The following is a 26060-nucleotide window of genomic DNA, read 5'->3' on the forward strand; positions in this document are numbered from 1 at the left end:
CTCGTCCGCGCTCTTCGCGAAGCGCTCGCCAAGGTCGGTCGATGGCTTTGGATCGCCTGGGCGATCGAGGATCTCGGGGGTCGTCATGGAGGTGGGGGCGCCGAGTCTAGCAGAGCCGCCGCGCGCGACGGCCGGGCGCGCGCTCGCCCGCGCGCGCCCGGCCGTCGCGCGCGCGGGCGCCGAGATGGCGGCCCACGCGGCCTTTGCGCCATGGTATCGCCCACCGCCGCGCCGCGCCGGACCCTCTGGCGCCGCGCCGCCACGGAGACGCGCCCCGATGTACCGCCTCGTCCGACCGCTCCTCTTCGCGCTGCCGCCCCGCCTGGCGCACGAGCTCGGCATGCTCGCGCTCGCCCCGCTCGAGCACGCCGCCCCGCTCCGCGCCCTCGTGCGCGCCCGCCTCGCGCCCCGGGACGGGCGCATCGCTGTGCGCGCCATGGGGCTCGACTTCCCCTCCCCGCTCGGCGTGGCCGGCGGCTTCGACAAGGACGCCCGCCGGGCCCGCGCGCTCGCCGCCCTGGGCTTCGGCTTCGTCGAGCTCGGGACCGTCACGGCGCAGCCCCAGGCCGAGAACCCGCCGCCGAACCTCTTCCGCCTGCCGGCCGACCGGGCGCTCATCAACCGGCTCGGCTTCCCGAACCAGGGCGCGGCGCGCGTCACCGAGCGGCTCCTCGGCCGCGGCGGCGCCGCGGCGGTCGGCGTGCCGGTGGGCATGTCGATCGGCAAGTCCCGCGTCGCGCCGCTCGAGCCGATCGAGCCCGCGATCGAGGACTACCTCGCGAGCTTCCGGGAGGTGCGGCGCGCGGCCGACTTCGTCGTGATCAACGTCTCGTCGCCGAACACGAAGGACCTCCGGGCCATGCAGGGGCCGGCGATCGCGCGGGCGCTCCTCTCGGCGATCGCGCGGGAGAACCGCGGCGCCGGGAGGCCGCTGCCGCTGCTCATCAAGGTCGCCCCGGACCTCGGCGACGAGGAGCTCGAGGCGCTGCTCGCCGTCGTGGAGGAGGTCGGCCTCGCCGGCGTCATCGCGACGAACACGACCGTGCGCCGCGACGGGCTCGCGACGAGCCCGGCGGCCGTCGAGGCGATGGGCGCCGGCGGCCTCAGCGGTCCGCCGCTCCGGCAGCGCTCGCTCGCGATGGTGCGGCGGATCCGCGCGCGCCTCGGGGGCGGCGTCACGGTGATCGGCGCCGGCGGCGTCGAGTCGGCGGAGCACGCGATGGACCAGATCGAGGCGGGCGCCGACCTCGTGCAGCTCTACACGGGCTTCATCTACGGTGGCCCCCTCCTCCCCGCCGCGATCGCGCACGGGCTGTCGGAGCTCGTGGCGCGCGCCGGCGCGCGGTCGATCCAGGACCTCGTCGGAGGCCGGACGGGCAGCGCTGCGCGCGCTGCTATGATCGGCCATGGAGCTTGAAGCGCACGTCCACGGCACCATCCGCGAGATCCCGGAGAGCGAGTGGAACGCGCTCGACGGCGCGAGCGAGGCGCCGTTCCTCTCGTGGGCGTGGTTCGACGCGCTCGAGCGGACGGGGTGCGTGGGCGAGGCGGCGGGCTGGCTGCCGCACCACATCACGCTCCGTGCCGAGGGGGTCCTGCTCGCCGCCGCGCCCGCGTACCTGAAGGACAACAGCGAGGGGGAGTTCGTCTTCGATCACGGCTGGGCGTCGGCGTCCCACCAGCTCGGCGCGCCGTACTACCCGAAGCTCGTCGTGGCGGTGCCGTTCACGCCCGCCACGTCGCCGCGCCTGCTCGTGCGCCGGCCCGAGGATCGCCCGGCGCTCCTCGCGGTGTTCGCCGAGACGCTCCGCGAGCTGGTGGCGCGGAGCCGCATCTCGGGCGCCCACGTCCTGTTCCCGACCGAGGATGAGGCCGCCGCCCTGTCGGAGGCGGCGATGGCCCACCGCTGCGGCATCCAGTTCCAGTTCGAGAACGAGGGGTACGGGTCGCTCGACGACTTCCTCGCGCGCTTCAACGCGAAGCGGCGGCACCAGATCCGGCGCGAGATGCGCGAGGTCGCGAAGCAGGGGCTGTCGATCGAGACGCTGCGCGGCGCGGACATCACGCCCGAGATCGTGGACGTGATGTTCGGCTACTACGTCTCCACGGTGGAGAAGTTCGCCTGGGGCCGGCAGTACCTGAACCGCGCCTTCTTCGAGGAGATCACGGCCCGGCTCCGCTCGTCCGGGGAGCGCGCCGGGGGCAAGGGAGGCGTCGAGGTCGTCCTCGCGCGCGACGGCAAACGGCCCATCGCGGGCGCGTTCAACATCGCCGGGCCGACGACGCTCTACGGCCGTTACTGGGGCGCCTCGGAGGAGCGCCCCTTCCTGCATTTCAACGTCTGCTATTATCACCCGGTCGAGGACTGCATCGCCCGCGGACTGCGCCGCTTCGAGCCGGGCGCGGGCGGGTCGCACAAGCTCGTGCGCGGATTCGCTCCGAGCATCACCCACAGCGCCCACCACCTCGCTCACCCGCGCCTCGACGCGGCCGTGCGCGATTTCCTGGTGCGCGAGCGCGCCGTCGTGCGCGCGAAGACGGCGGACAAGAGCGTGGCATTCCGCTGAGCGCGCCTCTCGACGCGCGGTGTTGACGTGGCGTGCTCCCGGGAGAGATGCTGTCGGACATGCGTGCCTTTCTTGCCCTCCTCACCTCCTCCATCGTCTTCGGGCTCGCCGCGAGCGGCGGCTGCTCGAGCAGCCCGGCGACCGACGCGACCTCGACGGCCACGGCGGCGACGGTCGCCGGCGCCGGCGGCTCGCTCGGCTTCGGCTGCTTCGGCGGCAGCCCGGACGGGCGGTGCACGATCCTCGCCCAGGTCTCCGAGGGCTGCGGCTGCCCCGATTGCGCGGACTCGGCGAGCTGCCTCGGCTTCTGCAAGGACGACGGCGTCTGCGATCTGCGGCCCGACGCTCCGGACGGCGAGGATTGCACCTGCCAGGACTGCGCGAACAGCGTCGCCGAGTGCAGCCCGTCGCGCGGGTGCAACAGCGACATGGGGTGCAATGCCAACGAGGATTGCACCTGCCCCGATTGCACGGACACGCCGCGGTGCACGGACCATTGCACGGACAACGGCTCGTGCGCGCCGTACTTCGAGGGCTGCTCCTGCGCCGATTGCCGCTCCGCGGAGCGCTGCGGCGGCGGTCCGGCCACGACCACCGCGGCCACGACGGGCGGCGGCGAGGGCGGCGGCGGCGGCGCGGGCGGCGACCCGGCCGGCACCGGCGCGGGCGGCGCGGGCGGCGGCCCGGCCGGCAGCGGCGGGGCCCCCGGGACGGGCGGCGCGGGCGGCGCCTAGAACGCCGATCGCGTGGAGCTCCCGCGAAATCGATTCATGGGAAGAGGACCGCAAGGGCGCAAGGGACGCAAGGGGAAGAGAAGGATATCATTCCATCTCTGTCCCCTTCTCCTTGCGCCCCTTGCGCCCTTGCGGCCTCTCCTCTTGCTGCATGCCGTGCTCTCCCCGCTTGCTCCTCGACGGATCCGGCGGGTGCCGTAACCTGTTGAACTTAACTGACTTTCAACCTATTCGGTGCTCTAGAAAAAAACAGAGAGGCCGCGGAAGGCGCTGGCGGCCTCACGGCTTCGCCGTCAGCCCGTGCTTCCTCAAGAACATCCGCACGTGGTGGCGTTCCATGCCGGCGCGGCGCGCCATCTCGCTGACGTTGCCGCCCGTGGCGCGGATCAGCTCGCTGAAGTAGCGCTGCTCGAACGCCGCCACGGCGCTCCGCTTCGCCTCGCCGAAGGCCGACGTCGGCGCGACGACGTCGCCGCCGCCCTCGAGCGGGAGGATCGCCGCGATCGCCTCGGCCCCCGGCGGCAGGCTCGCGGCCACGCTGGTCACGTTCATGAGCTCGCGGACGTTGCCCGGGAAATCGTGCTGGCCGAGCGTCGTGGTGATGAGATTGACCATCTCCACCGAGCGCTCCGGGCAGCCGAGGCGCACGCAGACGCTCTCGACGAGCAGCGGGATGTCCTCGCGCCGCTCCCGCAGCGGCGGCAGCTCGATGCGCATCTGGGCGATCCGGAAGAAGAGATCGCTCCGGAAGCGCCCGGTGTTCATGCTGCGGCCGAGATCGCGCCGCGTCGCCGCGATGATCCGCACGTCGACGGGCTCGTAGACCCGCGACCCGACGCGCTTGAGCTTCCGCTCGGACAGCACGCGGAGCAGCTTCGGCTGGAGCTCGGGCGGCAGCTCGCCGAGCTCGTCGAGGAAGATCGTCCCGCCGTTCGCCTCGTGGAAGGCGCCGCCCTTGCGCTCGGTCGCCCCGGGGAAGGCGTCCCGCTCGTGCCCGAACAGGAAGCTCTCGGCCAGCGCGCCGGGCAGCGAGGCGCAGTCGACGACGACGAACGGACCGCCGCGCCGGCTCGAGCTGTCGTGGATCGCCTGCGCCGCGAGCTCCTTGCCCGTGCCGGTCTCGCCGGTGATGAGCAGCGACAGCTCCGTCGCGGCCACCTCGCGCAGCAGGCGGAACAGGTGGCGCATCCGCGGCGAGGCGCCGATCAGCGGGCCGAAGCTCTCGTCGAAGCCGACGTCGACGCGCTCCTTGTCGAGCGGCTCGAAGCCCAGCACCGAGCCGCCGACCTGGATGGCGCACGCGGCCGTCAGGATCGCCTCGCGGATGCGCACCGTCGACACGAACGTCCCATTCTTGCTGCCGAGATCGCGGACGAGCACGCCGGGGCCCTCGGCGCGCAGCTCGCAATGCGTCGAGCTGACCTCCGGATCGTCGACGACCACATCGCAGCTGGGATCGCGCCCCACCACGACCGGCGCGATGCCGATCTTGACAGGATCCCGGCCAGCCGCCCGCAGCGTGCCGCCGCGCACGAACCACTGCACCGCGCGAGCGCGGGTCGCATCCCTCGACGAGCTCATATCCAACGGTTATTCGATTTCCCCGGACTTGACCACATCCACGTACGCCCCCGCCACCACATGGCCGCGCCCACCTGGGCGCACCGGGTACGCGCATTCCGGAGGACCCGCAGCGTCGCGTCGAAAAACTTCACAATCACGAGAGGTATCAGGAAAAAATTCACATCAAGCGATGTACGGAGCGCATGGCGGGAGAACCCCTAGAGAGGTTAGACTACGTGGCTACGCAGGAGATGGAGCGGGCGATTGTCCAGTTCGCTCCATCGGGCGTCGTTGAACGACAGCCCTCCTTGGGTGCTTCGACGGTATGTCGATCAACGAGGTTCGGGGGTCCGCACCCCCGGTCCCCTCAACGCGGGGGCGCGCGCAGGCGCCCCCGGCGAGGATGCTTATGCCGAGAACAGGATGGTACCTCCGGAAGCGCGCCGCGACGGCCCTGGGGCTCCTCGGGCTCACCGCGGGCGCGGGCGCGCTCGCGGCCGGGTCGAGCGGCTGCACCGGCGACGCCGGCGGCCCGTGCATCTCCGACGAGCAGTTCTTCGCCGAGAAGGTGTGGGTCCCCATCCTCTCGACGAAGTGCATCGGCTGCCATAACCCGCAGGGGCAGGCCGCGGAGTCGAAGCTGATCCTCGCCGGGAGCAGCGAGGCGGGCTTCCTCGACAAGAACCTCGCGACGTTCAAATCGCTCGCGGGGCTCGAGCTGAGCGGCGAGTCGTACGTGCTCCTCAAGCCGACGAAGAGGATCGAGCACGGCGGCGGGCACGTGATCGACGCGGACGGCGCCGAGTACGAGGCGCTCCGGGAGATGGTCGACCGCACGAAGGAGCCGTCGTCCTGCGAGACGGACGTCAACGCGTCCTTCGCCGGCGTGGTGATGAGCGGGCCGGAGGACACGCTCCGCGCGGCGAGCCTCGAGATCGCCGGCCGCCTGCCCACCGAGGCCGAGGAGCAGGCCGTCGCGCAGAGCGGCATGGACGCGCTGGACCCGATCCTGGACCAGATGCTCACGGAGGAGGCGTTCTACGTGCGGCTGAAGGAGATCTACAACGATCTCTTCCTCACCGACCGCTACCTGAACGGCGAGGCGGCCGTCGATCTGCTGAAGAACGACGCGTACGACGCCAAGTGGTACAACAGCCTCCCGCAGGATCCCGCGCTGGTCGAGAAATACGGCGCGCGCGACCTGGAGGACGTCACGAACAAGCTGAAGAGCTGGACGAACCGGGGCGTCGGGCGGGAGCCGCTCGAGCTCATCGCCTATATCGTGCGGAACGACCGGTCGTTCAAGGAGGTCCTCACGGCCGACTACACGGTCGTGAACCCGTTCTCCGCGAAGGCGTACGGCGTGACGGCCGAGTTCGAGAACGACGCGGATCCGGAGGAGTTCGTCCCGGCGAAGCGCGATCCGATCCCGCTCGCGGGCGTGCTCACCTCGCCGGTCTTCCTCAACAGGCACCCGACGACGAGCACCAACAGGAACCGCCACCGGGCGAGGATGGTCTATCAGTTCTTCCTCGGCACCGACATCCTGAAGACCGCCGAGCAGCCGCTCGATCAGACGAAGATCACCGACTTCAACCCGACGATGAACAACGCGGCGTGCACCGTCTGCCACGCCGCCCTGGACCCGCTGTCCGGCGGGTTCCACAGCTTCGACTCCTCGGGCCGCTACAAGCCGGACGACACCTGGTACGAGGACATGCGGCCGCCGGGCTTCGGCGCCGCGTCGGTGCCGTTCAGCGAGTTCCCGAGCGCGCTCTCGTGGGTGGCGAAGCGCGTCGCCGACGACCCGCGCTTCGCGCTCGCGGCCGTCTACACGATGTACACGGGCCTCACCGGACAAAAGCCGCTCGTCGCGCCGACGAACGACGATCCGGAGTTCAGCGCCAAGTTCCGGGCGTACCTCGCCCAGTACCACGCGTTCAACGCGATGGCGCACGACTTCGCCGACAGCGATTACAACCTGAAGACGGTCGTCAAGGCCATCGTCAAGAGCCCCTATTTCCGCGCGCGCAACGTCGCGCAGGCGTCGTCCCAGCGCGATCCGCTCGCGCAGCTCGGCGGCACGCGGTTCCTCGGGCCCGAGCAGCTGCACCGGAAGATCTGGGCGGTGACCGGGTATCCGTGGCGGCCGAGGGCGTTCGAGGACGACGGCAACCGCTACGACTACCTGCTCCGGCGCGACGCCTACCGCCTGCTGTACGGCGGCATCGACTCGGAGGAGGTGATCCAGCGGATCACCGAGCCGAACGGGATCATGGCCAACGTCGCCGACCGGATGGCGAACGAGATGGCGTGCATCTCGGTGCCGCGCGATCTCTGGCTCCCGCAGGAGGAGCGGCTGCTCTTCCCGTTCGTCGAGACGACGTTCGAGCCGCGGGACACGAACGATTTCGACGTGCTGCCGGCCGTCGAGGCGATCAAGAAGAACATCCAGTACCTGCACAAGCGGGTGCTGGGCGAGTCGCTCGAGATCGGAGATCCGGAGATCGAGCGGACGTACAAGATCTTCGTCGAGACGTGGGAGGAGGGCAAGGCGGGCATGAAGAAGCCGGAGGGCGAGGAGGGCCGGCTCTCGACGTGGCTGCCGGGCCCCTGCCAGGTGAACAACGACTACTGGACCCGCGACGGTCTGCCCGACGAGGAGAGGCTCCAGCGGGACGCGAACTACACGGTCCGCGCGTGGATGAGCGTCATGACCTATCTCCTGTCGGACTTCAGGTTTCTTTACCAGTAGGAGCAGCCATGGAACGTCGAGATTTCCTCAAACTGGCATCTATGGCGGGCCTGGGCGTCGTCGCGGCGGGCGCGCTGTCGCGGGACGCCGCGGCGGCCGGCCCCTACGAGGGCCCCCTCTGGATCAACCTCCACGCGAGCGGCGGCTGGGACCCGACGAGCCTCTGCGATCCGAAGGGCGCCATGAGCGTCGAGGAGCAGAAGACGCGGGACGCGATGAACCGCAGCTACCTGCACGAAGAGATCGGGACCGCCGGCAACATCAAGTTCGCGCCGGTCGGCGGCAACGCCGAGTTCTTCAAGAAGCATTACAGCCGGCTGCTCGTCATCAACGGCATCGACACGTCGACGAACAGCCATGACGCGGGCGTGCGCAACACGTGGTCCGGGACGCTCCGCGAGGGCAAGCCGGGCTTCGCGGCGCTCGTGGCGGGCGTCCACGGCGGCGCGCTGCCGATGGGGTTCATCAGCAACGGCGGCTACGACACGACGGCGAACGTCGTGGCCGTCACCCGCGTGCCCGACACCGGCCTCCTGCAGCGGCTCGCCTACCCGAACAGGACCGATCCGTCGAACAGCGAGAACCGCGAGCAGTACCACACCGACGCCACGATGACGCGGATCCTCGAGGCGCGGCAGGCGCGGCACATGGCGAAGCTCGAGCAGCAGCGCCTGCCCCACGTGAAGCAGGCGATGAGCACGCTCTTCACCTCGCGCGTCGGGCAGAACGAGCTCAAGCAGCTCATCCAGTTCCTGCCCGCGGAGTTCGAGCGGGCGTCGCTGCGGCGGCAGGCGCAGGTCGCGCTCGCGGCCTACCAGGCCGGCATCTGCGTCAGCGCGAACCTGACGATCGGCGGGTTCGACACCCACGGCAACCACGACGATAGCCACATCCCGCGGCTCACCGACATCTGCGACGGCATCGACTTCCTCCTGACCGCCGCGGAGGAGCAGGGCATCGCCGACCGGATCGTCATCGTGGTGGGCTCGGACTTCGGGCGGACGCCGGGCTACAACGAGGGCAACGGCAAGGACCACTGGAACATCACGAGCATGATGATGGTCGGCGCGGGCATCCCGGGGAACCGGGTGATCGGCGCGACGGACGATCGGCACAACCCGCTCGAGGTGGATCCGGTGACGCTCGAGCCCAGGCAGGGCGGCGTGCGGATCAAGCCGGGGCACGTTCACAAGGCGCTGCGCAAGCTCGCGAAGATCGCGGACGACCCGCTCGCGCAGCGGTTCCCGCTCTCCGAGGAAGAGGACCTGCCGTTCTTCGGCTGACGCGCGCCGCGGGGCGGAGGGCGGGCCGCTCCCCTCGCCCGCGCGGGGAGGCCACGCTCACACGGAGGGGGCCTCCCCACCGTTGCGGTAGTCGCGCAGGAACACCAGCACCTCCCGCGCCTCCTCGATCAGATCGTCGTAGGTCATCAAGGTGATGCCCGCCATGAAGCTGTTGTCGAGGGCCAGGCGGTCCCGCTCCCTTCGGCTTCCGGTCCTGCCGATGACCACGAAGCCGCGCGGCCGGTGCAGCGACACGCGCACGTTCTTGCGAACCTCGTAGCTCACCTGCCCTCCGGTCTGCTTCTCGGCGAGGTCGATGTACTCCATAACCTGCCCGACGGCCCGCGCGCACTCCTCGCTGTGGTGCAGCCGGTCGCCGTACTCCTTGAAGATCTGCTGATCCGGGCGCTTCAGCTCCCAGATGTCGGGGAAGCCGTCGTGCCGGACGAAGAGCAGATCCACCTTGACACCGCGATCGACCTCGTACGGGGAGTGGCATTCCCGGTACCGAGGTCCGAGGAGGACGCGCCAGCTCTTTCGGAGAAAGATCCGGATCTCCTCCTCCCGGGGGTTCCGCGCGATCAGCTCCTCGAAGGCTCGTACCGTGCTGTGCGCGACATAGGCAGGGCTCTCCACCGCCACCGCGACGGCGCGGAGCACCGCCGCGCGGAGGTCCTGGTCGTCCTTGAACAGGAAGTGACCGCCGCGGTTGCGCTGCATCACCTGTCGCATCAGCTCGCGGTTCCGGCTGTGGGCGGTCGCGACCACGACCGGTCGGAACGGCTCGGCACGGAGGAGCGCGTCCAGCATGCGGAAGCCGTTGTCGGTGTGCTCGTCCGCCCGTGCTGGTCTCGATGGGATCTGCAGGTCGAGCACGACGACGTCGGGCTGGAAGCGCTCGGCAACGGCGAGGCCGTCCTCCACGGCCGAAGCTCGCTCGACTTGGTAGTGCTGCTCCCGCAGCCACTCGACCGCCGCCTCGGCGTTCGTCTCGTCGTCCTCCACGATGAGGACCCGCTTGGCTTGCCTGCTGCTCATTCGCCGTCCCTCCATGCCACGAGGTCAATGTAAAAGCACGTTTCGGACGCCGCCTCATCGAGCCCCACGTGCCCATGCATGTGCTCGGCATAGCGCCGGGCGATGGGCAGACCGAGGCCGGTGCCGCGCGGCTTCCCTGCCCCGCCCTTCTTCGTCGTGACGAGCGGCTCGAAGATGCGCTGCCGATCCTCGGGAGGCACGCCGCATCCCGTGTCGCGGATCTCGATGCGGACCACCGAGCCGACCTGGCGGGCGACAGCCCTGACCCGCGACGTTGGGCCGCTCTTGTCCGTCACGGCGGCGTGGAAGGCGTTCTCCATCAGGCACTGCATCACCTCGCGGAGCGCCTCGCGCATCGCGCATCGCGCGCACGCGGACCGACGACTCGACGTCGATGACGAGCGTCACGGCCGGGTGGCGCGCGTTGAGCTCCCTTCCGATCTCCTCGATCACAGGCCGCACGGCAACCTCCTCGATGGGTTCGTCGGGCGCCGTCTCCCAGAGTCGAGTGCGGTCCGCTAGGCTCTGGATAAAGCGCAGCTCCTCCTCGATCTGCTCGAAGGACCGGGCCAGGGCGGTCGCCCGCTCCCTGTCGATGCCATCGCGGATCTCGCGGAGGCGCGCGCGCACCATGCCCACCGGGCGGTTGAGGAGGTGCGCGAAGGTCAGCTGCAGCTTCCGCTCCACCTCACTCCGGATTTTCTCGTCGAGCTGAGCGACTCGGCCCTGAGTCACCTGCGCGGAGACCTCGGGGGCGACGAGCGCTAAGAAGAGGAACACGAACGGCGGAAACTGATATCGAAGCAGAATCTCGGAGTTGCCGGCGCTCACCTCGCGAGCGATCTTCCGAGCGATGTAGTAGTCGCGCAGCAAGGGGTTCTTGAGCTCGACCTCGTCGACATCATACCATGTCAGCAGCGAGTCCAGCGTACCTCTCCTCCTCCAGAGCCTCTGGGGCACCGAGGACCGACCCGATCGACGCAGCCCCATGGCGAACTGCTCGAGCGCAATGTCTTCGAGGTACCGCGACAGCGCATCCTCCCCTTCCATCCCCGAAGGCGGGAGCGGTCGTTCCTCAAGCTTCATGGCATCCACATAGGCAACGACGACGGAGGCGATCCATGCGTCGATCGACGCAGGTCGGTCCGCAAGTTCGATGCTCTTGATGGCGGACACGATGCGCCCCAGGTTTGGCAATGCGTCCGACAAGGAGCGAAAGCTATCGTTTTCAGCGCGGGCGCGCACAAGCTGACCGGCGAGCTCCTGTGAGCCCAAGCGTTCACGGTACCACGAGGTAATTTCTTCGGATGACGGCGGCACGAGAGCGATGCGGACGACGCCTATCCCTGGTGGAGGCAGACCGAGCGTGTCAGCCTCGCTCGCCGTCAGCAGACATCGCCAGGCCTGCTCTTGCATCGGCGCGGCTCTCAATAGCGGGGATCGCGTGATCACCGGCACGAATGCGCCGGCGTCGAGCGCGATCTGCATGACGGCGGTGAGGGACATATCAGGGATATGCATGAGCAGCAGGGTGGCCTGCTCCGGATCGTGTGAGAAGCGAACGGCCGCTCGATCGATCGCATGCTCCAACGCGGCTTGCTTTCCGGAGCCCGGTGGTCCCTCGATGACGAGCATCGGTCGGTCCGGCCGATCCACCCATGCCTCGATGAAGGGCTCCAGCGGCACCACCGCGCCGTCGGCGAGCCGCCCGCGCCTGGACAGGTACGTCTGTCCCCTCCGCTCCTGCTTGCTGGGCTGCGCCCGCTGCCTGGCATGCTCGGCGATTCCGGAGATTTCCAGCAGCCAGCGCCGGAAGGTCAGCACGTTGCTGGTTCGCCCCACGAGATCCGGGGCGTAACCACCGGGCAGTCGTTCGCTCATCACGATCGCGACAGCGCGATCGGCCTTCCGTGCCACACGAGCCGACTCGAGCTCGGCGAGCGTCTCGTTCAGGTCTTCGGGAGAGCGAGGGAGCACTCGGAAGTAGGTGCGAGGGCGGATGAAGCCGCTGCGAGGCGTGGCAAACCAGTCGATCACCCCCTGTTCAAGCCCGACCGCTTGCTGAACTTCGTAATCACAAGCCTCGAGGACCTCGGTAACCCGCGCCTCCAGGGAAGGCGGCGTGCGCCTATCTTCTTCCATCGACCGATCCCTTCCGCTCGTAGAGCTAGCGAAGCGCAGACCCAGCGTCCAGCGACCCCACGTCCAGCGACCCCACGGGGACCTCACTTCTCACGGAGGGGACGGGCACCTCCACCCCAGGCGGCGCCCGGCAGCGCTCGTTCCAGATCGAGGAGCGAGGAGGAGCACCGCGACCTCGGCTGGATCCCGACCACGTCATCCTCCCCTCGCCCGCCGCTCACTCCACCGAGAACGCGATCTCCTCGCCGGCGGACGCGCCGTCCGCCTCGACGCGGAGCCGGTGCGCGCCGGCGACGAGCGGCCAGTCGAGCGAGAACGGCGGGCCGACCTCGATCGAGCGGCCGTCGAGCACGAAGCGCGCGCGGCGCACGCCCGGCGGGACGTCGGCGCGGAGCCGGATGGCCTGCTGCGAGTTGACCGAGGGGTCGAGGACGAACCGGGCGCCGTCGGGCGGGTACGCGACGCGGACGCGCGCGCCGGCAGGAGGGACGCCGTCGCCGCCCGGGAGCGGGCCGCAGAGGGGCGAGGCCTCCTCGGGCGCGATCGGGCGGCCGGCGGCGCGCGCCCAGGCGGTGAGCTCCGCGTCGTGGCGCTCGAAGACGCGCTCCTCGACCGCGGCGTCCGGGCAGGCGCCGGCGCGCAGGCCGTTCCTGCGATCGATGCGCACGGCCTCGTGCATGTCGCACGGCGCGAGCGCCGCGGCGTCGCCGCGCGGGAGGAGCTCCCGGCGGCGGTGCGGGCAGACGGCGATCGGCGTCATGCCGGACAGGCTGCAGACCTCGACCTCGGCGAGGAGCTCGGGATCGGGCGGATCGAAGGGGCGCGGCGGCCGGACGCGCGCGGCGGCGAGCATGGCGTCGCGGAAGAGCGGGCCCGCGCCGGTGATGCCGCTGATGCCGCCCATGGGCGAGCCGTCGAAGTTGCCGACCCAGACGGCGACCGTGACGTCGGGCGTGAAGCCGACCGCGAGGTTGTCGCGGAACCCCTTGGAGGTGCCCGTCTTCGCGGCCACGGGGAACGGCAGGTCGAGCGCGCTGCCCTCGCCGAACGAGGCGATGCGCGCCTTGTCGTCGGCGAGGATGTCGACGATCACCCGGGCGCGCGCGGCGTCGAGGACGCGCGCGCCGCGCCCGGGCGGATCGATGGGCTCGGTGGCGGCGTCGCCCGCGCCGCGCGCGGGCGCCACGTCGGAGACCGCGGGCGACGCGAGTGAGAGCGCGCGCACGGCGCGCACCGGCAGGTAGACGCCGCCGCGCGCGAGCGTCGCGTAGGCGTTCGCGAGATCGAGCAGGCGGACCTCGCCGTCGCCGAGCGCGATCGCGACGCCGTAGCGCGACGGCTCGCGATCGAGCGAGCCGAGGCCGAGCTCGCGGAGCCGCGCGAGCACGCGCTCGGGGCCGAGCGCGGCCGCCGTCCAGACCGCCGGGACGTTGTACGAGCTCGCGAGCGCGTCCCGCAGGCGGACGGGGCCGTGGAAGCGCCCGTCGTAGTTGCGCGGCGCGTAGCTGCCGTCCGCGGTCGGGAACGAGAGCTCGACGTCGGGCAGGACGGTCGCGGCCGTGAACCCGAGCTGCTCCATGGCGAGCTCGTAGACGAACGGCTTGAGGGCCGAGCCGGGCTGCCGCAGCGCGAGGACGCCGTCGTTGTGGCCGAGCCCGGCGGCGTCCTCGATGTCGTGCGAGCCGACGTACGCGAGGATCTCGCCGGTCGCGTTCTCGAGCACCACCACGGCCGCGGCGCCGACGTCGCGGTCCGAGAGGCCGCGGACGGTCTGCTGCGCGAGGACCTCGATCTCGCGCTGGAGGCCGCGGTCGATCGTCAGGGTGATCGAGCTCGCCCGGCCGCGCAGCGGCGCCGCGCCGGCGCCGCCCGCCGCGGGGCCGGCGCCCGGGCCCAGCGCGCCGCCGAGCACGGCGCGGACGAGGTGCGGCGCGCCGAGGCCGCTGCCCTTCGGGGCGAGCGCGATCGGCTCGGCGCGGGCGCGGGCGACCTCGGACTCGCCGGCGAGGCCGCCCGCGAGCATGCGGTCGAGGACGCGGTTCCGGCGGCGCTCGAGCGGGCCGGCGCCGCGGCGCGGATCGTAGAGCGCGGGGCCGCGCGGCATGCTGGCGAGCGCGGCGGCCTCGGCGAGCGACAGGTCCGCGGTGGGCTTGTCGAAGTAGAAGCGGCTCGCGGCCTCGACGCCGCGCAGGCCCGGGCCGAACGCGACGCGGTTCAGGTACTGCTCGAGGATCTCGCGCTTCGAGAGCGACGCCTCGATGCGCAGCGCGAGCGCCATCTCGCCGAGCTTGCCGCGCACGGTGCGGGGGCGCGGCACGAGCGCGCGCGCGAGCTGCTGGGTGATCGTGGACGCGCCCGAGACGACGCGCCGCTCCGCCGCGAGCTGGCCGAGCGCGCGCGCGATCGCGATCGGGTCGACGCCGGGGTGGACCGCGAACCGCCGGTCCTCGGCGGCGAGGAGCGCGCGCTGGATGCGGTCGCCGGCCTCGGCGAGCGGCAGCCAGCGCGCGCGGGCGCCGTCGCCGGCGCGGAGCTCGCGCAGCACGGTGCCGTGGCGGTCGAGCAGCACCGTGGAGACGGCGCGCTCCTCGGGGGCCGCGAGCTCCGGCGGGAGCTTCGTGAGGGCCGCGGCGACGGCGAGCAGGAGCCACGGCGCGACGGCGAGGGCGAGCGCGATCCGCGCCGCGCGGCGCAGGAGGAGCGGCAGGCGCGGGCGGGCGGCCGCGAGCCAGCGCCGCGCGCGGCCGGGGCCGGGCGAGGAGGGCGCGCCCACGGCTCAGCGCGGGCGCGGCGCCGCGTCCCGGCTGCCGACCTTGACCGCGAGGGCGCCCGTGCGGCCGAAGACCTCGGGGCTGTACATCTCCTCGGCGCGCGCGGGCGGGACCACGAACGCGCCGAGCGTCGTGGCGCGCGCGAGGTACCGGTACCGGTACATCCCGGCGGCCATGTGGTCGACGAAGAACAGGACCCGATCGTCGCGGACCTCGCGGACGAACCGGCTCGGCTCGTACGCGCGGCCGGTCGCGCGCAGGTCGTCCTGGTCGGCGTCGGCGCCTTCGTCGTCCGCCTGGGCCTCCGCCGCGTCGACGTCGAGCGAGCGCGCGGACGTCGCGAGGCGGGCGTCGATCGCCTCGAGGCCGGCCGGCAGCGGGTCGTCGATGACCACGAAGTCGCGCGGCGAGGGCGTCACCACGAGGATCTCGCCGAGCACGAGGTCGCCGCCGGCGAAGGCGAGCGACGAGGGCGCCGCGCCCGCCGCGGCGCCGGGCGGCGCGCCGCCGCCGAGCGCCGCGGCGAGGTCCTCGGGCGCGAGCGCGCGCAGCGACTTCTCGATATAGAAGCCGCGGTCGAGCCCCGCCGTCGGGAGCTGCTTGCGCGCGTAGCGGAGCCGCGCCTCGTAGAAGAGCCGGCCGCGCCCGTCGACGGTGAACGCGAGCGGCGCGCCGCCGGCGCTCGCGAGCCGCGCCGCGGGGATCGACGTCTTGACCTGCTCGGTCGTGGGCCCGTGGAACGGCGCGGAGAACAGCTCCGCCTGGCCAAGGAACACCCGCGCGTCGAAGTCGGGCGCCGCCTTCTCCTGCGCCCTCCGGTACTGGTCGAGCGCGATCAGCGCCCACGCCGTCTCCTGCGTGCTGCGCCACGTGCCCCCGCGGCGATCCGCGAGCAGGCCGGCCGCGAGCCGCGGGGCGAGCGGGTGCGCGGGGCGGGCCGCGAGCAGCGCGCGCAGCACGAGCGCCGAGGTGCGGGCCTCGGAGTCCATGAGGACCGCGTACGCGTCGCCGTGGTTGTCGACGGCCCGCGCGATCGGGCCGTCGAGGCGCAGCGCGCCCTCGAGCTCGCCCACGAGCTGGTCGACGGCCGCCCGGTCGCTCTTGCCGATCACCATCGCGTGCGCGAGCAGCGCCTTCGAGAAGAGCGGCAGCTTGTCGCGCTCGTCGAACAGCCGGCTCGCGCGCCCCGGATCCGGGGCGCCGTTCGCCGCGAGGACGTCGAGGATGAACGGCGCCGTCGCCCGGCGCAGCGGGTCGTCGCCGGCCTCATTGAGCCGCGCCCGCACGAACGAGGTCGCGCGCTCCATCGCGTCGGCCGGCACCGCGACCCCGTGGCGCTTCGCCTCGGCGAGGCCCCACAGCGCGTACGCGGTGGTCCACAGGTCGGCCCTGTCCGACTCGGCGAAGAAGCCGAAGCCCCCCTCCCCGCGCTGGTGCGAGAGGATCTCCCGGACCGTCTTGCCGATCACGGCGGTGAGGTCCTTCGGCAGCGCGATCCCGTAGGCCTTCGCGAGATCGCGCAGCGACAGGAGCGGCACCATGCGGCTCGTCAGCTGCTCGGTGCACCCGTACGGGTACTCGAGGAGCTGCTCCACGCCGCCGCCGAGGCCCACGAGCGCCGTCGGCGCGAGGCTCACCGTGAGCCCGCCGGTGTCGTCGCGGATCGCCGACAGATCCCCGAGCTTCTCCGCGCTCGCGGTGGTCGTGTCGCCGTAGAGCGCGACGGCCTCCGGCGACGTGGGCGCCTTGATCTCGCGGGTCACCTCGACGACGTCCGACGCGCCGCCGCCGCTCGCGCGGAAGCGCAGCGTCGCCGGGCCGGCCCGCGGCGCCGAGAGCGCGAAGCGGACCTCGGCCGAAGCGCCCGGGGCGAGCTCCACGGCGCGCTTCCCGGCGCCCTGGAGCGTGAGCCCCGACGCGGCGACCTCCACCTCGACCGTCGCCGGCTTGCCGAGCCCCTTCGACGTGACGACCACGCCCGCGTCGATCGCGTCGCCGGCGCGGAGGAAGCGGGGCAGCGCCGGCCGGGCCATGAGCGGCTGGCTCGCCGTCACGCGCGACTCGCCGTAGCCGAAGCGATCGTCCTCGGCGGCCACGACCGCCATCACCCGGTAGGTCGTGAGCGAGTCCGGCAGCTTGAAGCTCGCGCTCACCTTCCCGGCGGCGTCGGTGACGATCGCGGGGTGATAGTACGCGCTCTGCCGGAAGTCGCGGCGCACGCCCGTGCCGCCCTGCGCGCCGCCGCCGCCCGCGCGCCCCTTGTCGGCGCCGAGGTCGGCGAACGGGTTGCGCACGCGGGCGAGCGCCTCGCGCGTCTCGACGGTCGCCACCCGCAGGCTGCGCGGCGCGCCGAAGACGGGGATCGGATCCGGCGTCTCGTAGCCGGTCAGCGACAGCACGCCCTCGTCCACGGCGTAGAGCGCGACCTCCGCGCGGGCGGGCCGGCCGGCGCGATCGCGGACGTCGACGTCCACGCGGATCGGATCGCCGGGGCGCGCGTCCGTCTTGTCCGGGACGACGCGCACCGCGAGCCGCTGCGCCTCCGGGTTCACGCGGAGCGGCGCGTAGCCGAGGCGGAACGCCGGCGCGCCGACGTCGGGCCCCGGGGTACCGCCCTTCCCGGGCGCGGGCGGCGGCTTCGTGCGCCCGCGCAGGAGCAGCACCGAGACGAACGCGTTCGGCCGGAGGTCGTCGGTGATCGGCACGTCGATCACCGGCATGGCGCCCGACAGCTTCACCCGCCGGTGCGAGGCGATCCCGGCGCGCTCGACCGTGACCAGCGCGTCGGCGCCGGCGAACGGCGACTTCACGATCACGCGCGCCGTCTGCCCGACCTCGTAGCTGTCGCGGTCGGGCACGAGCTCGACCCGGAGCTGGTCGCTGTCGCCGAAGCCGCCGCCGCCCTCGCCGAGCGCGTAGACCCCGGCGGCGGCGCCGACGGGGTTGCCGCGGCGGTCCTTGGCCGTCGCGTGCAGGAGGTAGTAGCCGCCGGACGGCACCGTGAGCTCGCAGCTCCGCGGCGCCGCCGCCGTCGTGACGCCGCAGCGCGCGACGACCTTGTCGACCGGCGCGCTCACGCTGCGGTACGCGCTGCCGCTCTCCTGGCGGGCGAGGGTCCACGTCCGCTGCACGAGCTCGACCCGGACGGCGACCTGCGCGACGCGCGCCCCCTTCGGATCGACGGCGAGGATCTCCGGCCGGAGCACGTCGCCCGCCTTCGCGAAGCGATCGGGCTCCTTGAGGGCGACGTAGAACTCGGCCGGGTGCACGAGCGCCGTCGAGCTCCCGGCGATCGCCTGCCGCGACACGTCCGTGATCTCCGCCTCGCACGTCACGGACTCGGTGCCGCGCTGCCCGGGCATGGCGAGCGCCGCGCCGATCGCCGCCTGCCCGGCCGCGTCGAGCTTCTCGCGCCCGCTCTGCACCTCGAACTCGCGCGGCGCCCGGTCCGGCAGCGCGTCGGTTAGCTCGTCCTCGCGGACCGTGAACCCCTCGATCCCCGGCGGCGAGAACGAGGCCGGCGCGCGGGTGATCGAGAGCCGGGCCTCCGCGTTCGTCATCGGCGCCCCGAACAGGTAGTCGCCGCGCGCGATCCAGCGCGCCTTGTCGCCGCGGACGTAGCTCGGCCGGTCGCTCTCGACGCTCACCTTGAACTCGGCCGGGCGGTACTCGGCGACCTCGACGCTGCCGGTCACGTCCGGCCACCCCGCGTCGCCCCCCTGGACCGTGGCGGCGAGGCTGTACGTGCCGAGCCGCGCGGTCTCCGGGATCTTCACGTCGGCGGAGAAGGTGCCGAAGGCGCTGAGCGACGGCGAGAGCGTGACGAGCGCCTCGCCGTCGGGCCCCTCGACCTTGAACGCGACGCTCCTGCCCGCTGGCGTCCTCGTCCCGCGCGCCGCCTCCTCGCGGAAGATCCCCTTCACCCGCACGGTGTCGCCCGGCCGGTAGATGCCGCGGTCCGAGAACACCATCCCGAACGGGCGCGCCTCGCCGAAGTCGGACGGCGCCCCGAAGCGCCACCCGCTGAGCGCGTCGGCCACGCGGCGGTACGTCCAGTCGTCGCCCGAGCGCGCGAAGATCACGCCGCGCTCCGGCCCCGACGAGGCCGACGGGCGGTACGCCGCCGCGGGGACGACCGCGAACCCGTCGGCGTCGGTGACCACCGCCGCGGGCGACCGCGCGTCCGGGGTCCGGATCCACACGCTGGCGCCGGGCACCGGCGCGCCCGTCGACAGGCGCGTCACCCACACGAGCGAGCCGTTCGGCGACACCTTCGCGCTGATCCCGAGGTCGGTCACCTGCGCGATCACCGCCTCGGACGCGGTGCGCGCGTGCCGCGTCCCGGGCCGGGCGGTGTAGCTGATCCCGATCGCGAGCGGCCCGCGCTTGCCCTCGCCGCCCAGCACCTCGCCGGCCCGCACGAGGTGCGTCGCCGGCGTGTTCGTCGCGGCGGCCGGGCGCAGGACCGACCGCTTGCCGGCGGGCAGCGCCGCGATCTCGTCCATCTTGGGGCTCCGCCCCGGGCTGTGCGGGTCGGCCTCCAGCGCGAGCACCGCCTCCTCGGTCATGGCGCCGACCGCGAGCGACAGCTCGCGCACGTTCACGGACATGACCGGGATCTCGCGCCGCTGCGCCGGCTCGAACACGCTCCCGGTGAGGCCGATCTGCGCCTCGGGCCAGCGGTCGCCGAACGCGACCTGCTCGGTGACGGCGCCGGCGAGCGCCTGGCCGTGCTGGTCGCGCAGGCCGGCGGCGACGCGCACCTGGTAGCTGCGCCCCGGCGCGAAGGCGCCGCCGAGGTGGATGTGGCTCGTGAGCGCGTCGTCCTCGAGCCACGTCGGCCACCTCAGCTTGACGGCGGGCTCCACCGAGATCGCCCGCTTGGCGTCGGCGAGGCGGACGGGGTTCGAGAAGGCGAGCGAGAACCCGCCTTCGGCCGCGCACGCCCCCTGCGGCGTGTCGCGATCGCAGTCGGTGCGCACCACCCGGAGCGGCCCGTAGGTGCGGTACGAGAACCGCTGCTCCTCGCCGGCCGGCAGCGGCCCTTCGCGGCCGCGGAGGCTCGCGGCCAGGGCGAGCTCGATCTCGCTGTCGCGCGGCAGCGGCGCGCGCGGGACGATCTCGGCGAGCAGCTCGTTCTTCGGGTCGGGGCGCCGGACGTCGAACGCCACCTTGGCCGCGCGGCCGCCCGACGTGAGGGACACGCTCCGCGCGACCTCGGCGGTGTCGACCGGCTGGTTGAACCGGAGCTCGAAGCGCGCGTCCGGCCGGAGGTCGTCCCTGCCCGACCACGGCTCGACGCGCGCGACCTTGGGCAGCTCGGTGCGGAAGGTGAGCACGTACGGCTCGGCGAGCGCGCTGCCGTCGAGCGCGCGGGTGCCGGCCGGGACCTCGACGGTGAACGCGGTGCCGCGCGGCAGGCGCCCGTCGGGGGCGAACGTGAGGCCGCTGGTGCCGACCCAGCGCCAGCGCCCCGGCGCGGGCGGCTTGAGGATCGCGGGCGCGGCGGCCTCGCCGCCGGCGAGGTCGAGCGGCCGCATCGGCCGGTTGAAGACGAGGCTGATCTCGGCGGGGCTCGTCGTCTGCCCGCGGGGCGCGCCGAACACCACGGCGAACGGGCCTTCCGCGGGCCTTCCGCCGGGGTCGAGCGCGCCGGGGGCGAGGGTCCCGCGGGGCGGGACGTTGGGGGCGCGCGCGCCCTGAACGCACGCCAGGCTGAGGGCGATGGCCGCCAGGGCGGCGGGCGCGAACCGGAGGCGCGAAGCGGCGGACATGGCCCGCGACTCAGCAATGGGGGTGCCGCGGGCGCAAGAGGCACGTCGGCAGCGGAAGTCGGGAGCGCGATGTGGCAGGCGAGACACACCCGACGAGCGGCGGTGACGCGCGGCCCCCCGCCCCGGCGTCCTCGACCGTGCCCTTCATCCGGGCTGCGCGGCCAGGCGGCCGTGGAGGTCGAGGCGCGCGCTGGCCAGCTCGGCGCATGTCGTCTGCGCGCCTCGGTAACCCCCTTTGGACATGATGAGAACGCCGAAACAGCCGTGATAAGTTCATCTCTCTTGTTACCGACACCAGCGCGACGAATGGATCGGGAGCGATCTGCGGCGCCGTCGAGGCATCCACGGAATTCCTGTTCGGCGCTCGTGCTCCTGATCGCGACCTTCGCGATCGCCTTCGGCGCGCCCGCGCCGGCGCTGGCCGACAACGCGCCGGCGCAGGTCCTGGTCTTCCAGTCGGATGACCCGACCGCGCCGGCCATGTCCTCGATCACCGGCGAGCTCCGGGAATCGGTGCGCGTCGGGTGGAGCGGGCCGGTCACCTTCAAGCTCGAGTTCCTCGACCTGTCGTGGTTCGACACCCCCGATTACGCGCGCGAGCTCCGCCGCTTCTATCGGGCGAAATACAGCAGCTATCACCCCGGCGTGATCGTCGCGCTCCGGCTCGACGTGCTCCGGGTCGTGCTCGATCTGCGGCGCGAGCTGTGGTCCGGCGTGCCCGTGCTCTTCCTGAGCGAGGACCGGAGCGCCGCCCTCGCGGTGCCCGCCGCGCCGGACGTCACCGGGATCTGGCTCGACTACGCGTGGCTCCGGACGGCGGAGAGCGCGCTGCGCCTCCTCCCCGACACGCGAGAGGTCGCGCTCGTCATGGGCGCGAGCCCCTGGGAACGCGCGCGCCACGACGGGATCGCCCGCGATCTCGGCCCCCTCGCCGACCGCGTCGCGCTCCTGGACCTCGCGCGCCTGCCGCTCGCCGAGCTCGATCGGCGCCTCGCCGCGCTCCCGGAGAACGCCATCGTCCTGTTCGACACGTTCTACATGGATGGCGCCGGCGACCGCTTCGTCGGGCTACAGGCCTTCGAGCGGGTCCGAGCGCAGACCCAGCGCCCGTTCTTCTCCGTCCACGGCGTCGGGCTCGGCAAAGGGATCGTCGGCGGGGAGATCGTCGACTACCGGCGGGTCGGGCGCGACCTGGGCGGGCTCACGCTGCGGCTCCTCGGCGGCGAGTCCGCGACGTCGATCCCGATCCGCGCCGCGGACGCGAACGCGCTCGCCTTCGATGCCCGCGAGCTCGCTCTCTTCCGGATCCCCGAGGACCGCTTGCCGCCCGGCGCCGAGGTCCACTTCCGGGTGCCGTCCTTCTGGGATCTTTACCGCCGGTGGGCGGCGGGCGCCGCGATCGCGGTCACGCTCCAGACCACCCTGATCGCCGGGCTCGTCATCGAGCGGCGGCGGCGCGGGCGCGCTCAGGCGATGAGCGACGCCGTGCTCGCCTCGATGGTCGGCTTCGTGGCCGTCGTGGACAAGACCGGGGTGATGCACCGCACGAACCGGGCGTGGGCGCGCGCGTCGCGCGCGGGCGCGCCGGGCCCGCTCGACCGTGTCGCCGAGGGAGAGAGCTACCTCGGCGCGTTCCGGCGGGCCGCGGCGGCGGGCGACGCTGGCGCCGGGCGGGTCATCGAGCTCGTGGAGGGGGTGCTCGCTGGGCGCGACGTCGAGGGCACGGTCGAGTACCGTCACGACGGCGCCGAGCGCTGGACCGAGGTGCGGGCGCGGCGGCTCTCGTGGAAGGACGGCGGGGCGGTCGTCTCCCACTTCGACGTGACCGGCCGGAAGCGCGCCGAGAGCCAGGCGCGCGAGTCGCTCAGCGCGCTCTCGCACCTCAACCGCGTGGCGGCGATGGGCGAGCTCGCGTCCTCGATCGCGCACGAGATCAACCAGCCGCTCTCCGCGGTGCTCACGAGCGCGCAGGCGGCGGAGATCCTGCTGCGCCGCGCGGCGCCGGACGTCGCGCAGGTGAGCGCTGCCGTCGAGGAGATCGTCGCCGGCGCCCGGCGGGCCGGCCAGGTGATCCGGCGGATGCGCGTGCTGCTGAAGAAGGGCGAGGCGCAGAGGGAACGGTGCGATCTCAACGAGGCGGCGCGCGAGGTGGCGCAGCTCGTGGGCAACGACGCGCTCCTGCGCGGGGCGACGATCGCGCTGGAGCTCGCGCCCGACCTGCCCGCGGTGCGGGGCGATGCGGTCCAGCTCCAGCAGGTGGCGCTGAACCTGATCTCGAACGCGCTCGACGCCGTCTCCGGGCGGCCGTACGGCGACCGCCGGGTGATCGTGAGGACGGCGCGCGCCGACGGGCGCGTGGCGCTCGTGGTGGAGGACTCGGGCGAGGGGGGCGCGATGGACGATCTCGAGCGGTTCTTCGAGCCGTTCTTCACGACGAAGTCGGAGGGTCTGGGCCTCGGGCTCTGCATCAGCCGGTCGATCGCGGCCGCGCACGGCGGTCGGCTGTGGGCCGAGCGCGCGCCAGCAGGCGGCGTGGCTGCGCGCCTCGAGCTGCCGGGCGAGGCGGCGCCGGAGGAACGATGACGGGCGTGACGGCGAAGGTCGTGGTGATCGACGACGACGGCGCGGTGCTGCGGAGCGTGGGCCGGCTGCTCTGCGCCTCGGGCTACGAGGTGGAGCTGTTCGAGGGGGCGCGCGCGTTCCTGGCGTCCGCGGCGGCGGCGCCGGACGCGCGGGCCGGCTGCGTGATCGTCGACCTGGCGATGCCGGAGCTCGGCGGGCTCGACCTCCAGGCGGCGCTCAGGGCGTCCGGGTGCCGGCTGCCGCTCATCTTCATCACCGGACACGGGGACGTGCGCGCGTCGGTGCAGGCGATGAAGGAGGGCGCGGTGGACTTCCTGCTGAAGCCGCTCGAGGCGGACGAGGTGCTCGCGGCCGTCAGGCGCGCGATGGACCTCGACGCGCGGGCGCGGGCGGCGCGGGAGGAACGCGAGGCGCTCGCGGCGCGGCTCGACGCGCTCACGCCGCGCGAGCGGCAGGTGTGCGACCGGATCGCGCGCGGGCAGCTGAACAAGCAGATTGCGGCGGAGCTGGGGCTCGCCGAGTCGACCGTGAAGCAGCACCGGGCGAGCGCGACGGCGAAGCTCGGGGTGGCGTCGGCGGCGGAGCTCGCGGCGCTGCTGGAGCGGAGCCGCGGGCGCGACGGGTGAGCGCCGCGACGGGGAGGGTCTCTCGACCTGCGAGGTCTGGCCGAGGACCGAACGCGTGGAGAGCGGATACGGCCTCGGGATCGACGATGTCGGCGGGCGCTGGATCCGGGCGTGGCGAACAGCCCGCTTTCCTGAGCTCAAACGCAGAGCGACATCACGGGTTCCGTCGCGCGTCAAGCTGTCCGAAGGGACGATGGCGCGCACGCCTGCGCCGGCGTTAGGTACGTGGCCGCACGCTCCTGAGCGGTGATGGACCGCCTCGGCGAGAGCGCGCCATGACACCAGAGAGACCTCATGTACTTCGCGTCTCATGGCGCCGGGGCCGCTGCGTCGCGCCGGCTCGTGTGGTTCGCACACGTTCTCGACGTGCAGATGCCGGCAAACGCTGCCTGATCGATGATGTGGGTTGCACGACCCCGCGGAGCTCCCTCACCGCCCGAGTCGCTCGCGGCCGCCCGCGCGATAGGCGTCGACCCAGCTCCACAACGTCTCCAGCGACGCCCTCGCGCGCGCCGCGATCGCGCGCGGCGCCTCGTCTCCGCGGATCATCGCCAGCACGGCCGCCTCCCGCGCCGGCGCCGCGGGCGCGGCGTCGGCGGCCGGCCCCTCCGGCGGGTTACACTCCACCTCGGCAGGCGCGGGCGCGGGCGCGGGCGCCTCGGCGCGCAGCGCGAGCTGCTGGAGCGGCAGCCGCGCCGCCGGATCGCCGAGCAGCACGTAGCCGCGGAGATCGTTGCGCAGCATCCACAGGTGAGCGCGATCGGCGCGATCGGTGGGATCCGCGCGGCCCGCCGCGCGCGCGTCGGCCTCGAGCTGATAGCTCTGCGCGAGATCGTCGTTCGCGCCGCGGTAGAACTCCATCAGCGCCTCCAGCGCGATCCCCGCGCGACTGCCGCGGACCAGCACCTCGAGCGGGCGATAGATACGGGACTTCTTGCTCTCCGACAGGCTCTTCGTGCCCGAGAAGCTGTACGTCCACGCGAGGTCGACGTGGCCGATCACGGCGAGCGGCCCCGCCGGGTTGGCCAGCGCGGCCTGCGGCAGGGCCGCGACGAAGGGGCGCTGGCCGGACGCGGGGAGGCTGTGCAGCACGGCCTTCAGGCTGCCACCATAACGATCCTCCTGCGCGAGCTGCGAGAGCCAGGCGTGATAGACGCTCTCCGCCGGCGTGCCCGCGCCGAGGCAGGCCAGATAGAACCACATGCCTCCCGGCAAGAACGCCTGTCCCCGCAGCCGCTCGGCGTCGAGGATCTCGTCGTGGGCGATCACGAGCGCCCCCTGGCGCCGCCAGGCGTCCTCCTCCCGGCGCCAGCCGCGCCGGGGCGCGCCCAGGCCGTGGCTCACCGAGAGCAGCACCGAGGGACGCGCGCCGCCGCCCCCGGCGAGCAGATCGTCCACGCTGCCGGCGGAGATCTCGCGCACCGCGGCCGCGGGGAGCTTGCCCCTGGCGTGCGCTTCCATCGACGTGGCCAGGCTCGGGCCGACGAGCCTGAGCTTGCCCGTGGCCGTGGCCGCCGAGCCGTCGGGCGCGGCGTAGAAGAGCAGCTCCGGCGAGGTCTCGGACGTGCCGCGCTGCGCGTAGCGAACGACCTTCTCGGCGTAGGCGGCATAGCCGGCGAGATCCGTCTCTCCCGCGCCGTCCGCGAAGTGGACGCGGCCCGCGAGCGCGTCATTGGCGAGCGCGTGCTGGAGCTCCACCGAGGTGTGATGGAGATCGCCGAGCATCATCAGGTAAAGGGGCCTGTCCTCCTCCGCCACCTCCTCGGACCAGTAGATGTCTCTCCGGAAATCCGCCGATCGCTTGGCGTCCATCCCGTGCGGCACGCGGTACACGCGCGCGGGCGAGCCCTGCTCGGCCTCGCGCAGCGCGACGAGCGGTTGGATGGCCTCGAGCATCCGGTCGCCCTCACGGCCCTCGGGCGCGATCACCGCCCATCGCTGGAGGGTGAGGTCGTTGCGATCGGCGTCGGTGCGGCGCCAGTGGTTCGCATCGCGGGCCTTCCTGGGCCTCGGCGCGCGCTGGGCGGTGTCGTCAGGCAGCCCCTCGTCGAGCACGGGGCGGCGCTCGTCGGCGTCGGCGAGCAGGAGGTCCAGCCGGTCCTCGCGGGGGATCGTGGTCACTGGCTCCTCGATGGCCCGGAGCCCGGGTGGACAGGATCCATGTCTGCCGCGGCGCGCGCCCTGCCCCGGCGCAGGCCGGCGGGATCGCGGAGGGGACTCGCCT

The 26060-nt window shown here is 72.9% G+C and carries 13 protein-coding genes; 7 read left to right on the forward strand and 6 right to left on the reverse strand.

All coding sequences use genetic code 11. From position 1 onward, the window contains the following. Window positions 1-277: 277 nt before the first annotated feature. From NQZ70_RS27975 to NQZ70_RS27985, 3 genes are read left to right on the forward strand one after another with little or no spacing between them, the layout of a single operon-like run. The gene (locus NQZ70_RS27975) at window positions 278-1417 is read left to right on the forward strand and encodes a quinone-dependent dihydroorotate dehydrogenase (protein ID WP_129576928.1); all 1140 of its coding nucleotides are present in this window, start codon (window positions 278-280) and stop codon (window positions 1415-1417) included. Continuing rightward, a complete protein-coding gene (locus NQZ70_RS27980; protein ID WP_129576929.1) occupies window positions 1407-2567 on the forward strand; it encodes a GNAT family N-acetyltransferase in 1161 nt (386 codons plus the stop codon). Before NQZ70_RS27975 ends, NQZ70_RS27980 begins: the two co-directional genes overlap by 11 nt. A gap of 59 nt (window positions 2568-2626) precedes the next feature. Beyond that, window positions 2627-3301 carry a hypothetical protein gene (locus NQZ70_RS27985; RefSeq protein WP_272825866.1) on the forward strand — a complete coding sequence of 225 codons (675 nt, stop codon included), beginning with the start codon at window positions 2627-2629 and terminating at the stop codon, window positions 3299-3301. 279 nt (window positions 3302-3580) lie between these two features. On the opposite strand, the gene NQZ70_RS27990 is transcribed toward NQZ70_RS27985, so the two are convergent. Beyond that, on the reverse strand, window positions 3581-4882 hold the full coding sequence (locus NQZ70_RS27990) for a sigma 54-interacting transcriptional regulator (RefSeq protein ID WP_129576930.1): 1302 nt from the start codon (window positions 4880-4882) through the stop codon (window positions 3581-3583). Between the two features lie 391 nt (window positions 4883-5273). Here NQZ70_RS27990 and NQZ70_RS27995 point away from each other — a divergent pair, with 391 nt between their 5' ends. Both NQZ70_RS27995 and NQZ70_RS28000 read left to right on the forward strand, forming a co-directional pair. Further along, window positions 5274-7619, forward strand: a complete 2346-nt coding sequence (locus NQZ70_RS27995; protein ID WP_129576931.1) for a DUF1588 domain-containing protein — start codon at window positions 5274-5276, stop codon at window positions 7617-7619. Window positions 7620-7627: 8 nt separating this feature from the next. Then, window positions 7628-8902 (forward strand): DUF1501 domain-containing protein, encoded by a 1275-nt coding sequence (locus NQZ70_RS28000; protein WP_129576932.1) that lies wholly within the window; start codon window positions 7628-7630, stop codon window positions 8900-8902. Between the two features lie 57 nt (window positions 8903-8959). Here the strand turns inward: NQZ70_RS28000 and NQZ70_RS28005 are convergent, their stop codons facing one another. The 4 genes from NQZ70_RS28005 to NQZ70_RS28020 form a co-directional block, all read right to left on the reverse strand. Beyond that, window positions 8960-9940 carry a Shedu anti-phage system protein SduA domain-containing protein gene (locus tag NQZ70_RS28005; RefSeq protein WP_165374203.1) on the reverse strand — a complete coding sequence of 327 codons (981 nt, stop codon included), beginning with the start codon at window positions 9938-9940 and terminating at the stop codon, window positions 8960-8962. Next, window positions 9937-10296 carry a HAMP domain-containing sensor histidine kinase gene (locus NQZ70_RS28010; protein WP_129576934.1) on the reverse strand — a complete coding sequence of 120 codons (360 nt, stop codon included), beginning with the start codon at window positions 10294-10296 and terminating at the stop codon, window positions 9937-9939. The genes NQZ70_RS28005 and NQZ70_RS28010 overlap by 4 nt, the downstream gene beginning before the upstream one ends. A gap of 2003 nt (window positions 10297-12299) precedes the next feature. Beyond that, the gene (gene pbpC, locus NQZ70_RS28015) at window positions 12300-14855 is read right to left on the reverse strand and encodes a penicillin-binding protein 1C (protein ID WP_129576935.1); all 2556 of its coding nucleotides are present in this window, start codon (window positions 14853-14855) and stop codon (window positions 12300-12302) included. A 3-nt stretch (window positions 14856-14858) separates the two neighbouring features. After that, entirely contained in the window at window positions 14859-20627 is a 5769-nt protein-coding gene (locus NQZ70_RS28020) for an Ig-like domain-containing alpha-2-macroglobulin family protein (RefSeq protein WP_129576936.1), read from the reverse strand. A gap of 366 nt (window positions 20628-20993) precedes the next feature. On the opposite strand from NQZ70_RS28020, the gene NQZ70_RS28025 reads away from it, so the two are divergent. Both NQZ70_RS28025 and NQZ70_RS28030 read left to right on the forward strand, forming a co-directional pair. Then, the gene (locus NQZ70_RS28025) at window positions 20994-23210 is read left to right on the forward strand and encodes an ATP-binding protein (protein WP_129576937.1); all 2217 of its coding nucleotides are present in this window, start codon (window positions 20994-20996) and stop codon (window positions 23208-23210) included. Further along, entirely contained in the window at window positions 23207-23836 is a 630-nt protein-coding gene (locus NQZ70_RS28030; RefSeq protein WP_129576938.1) for a response regulator transcription factor, read from the forward strand. The genes NQZ70_RS28025 and NQZ70_RS28030 overlap by 4 nt, the downstream gene beginning before the upstream one ends. A gap of 429 nt (window positions 23837-24265) precedes the next feature. Here the strand turns inward: NQZ70_RS28030 and NQZ70_RS28035 are convergent, their stop codons facing one another. Then, a complete protein-coding gene (locus tag NQZ70_RS28035) occupies window positions 24266-25957 on the reverse strand; it encodes a hypothetical protein (protein WP_237244121.1) in 1692 nt (563 codons plus the stop codon). Window positions 25958-26060: the final 103 nt, after the last annotated feature.

It is taken from the genome of Sorangium sp. So ce836, assembly GCF_028553905.1.
Taxonomy (GTDB): Bacteria; Myxococcota_A; Polyangia; order Polyangiales; family Polyangiaceae; genus Sorangium; species Sorangium cellulosum_D.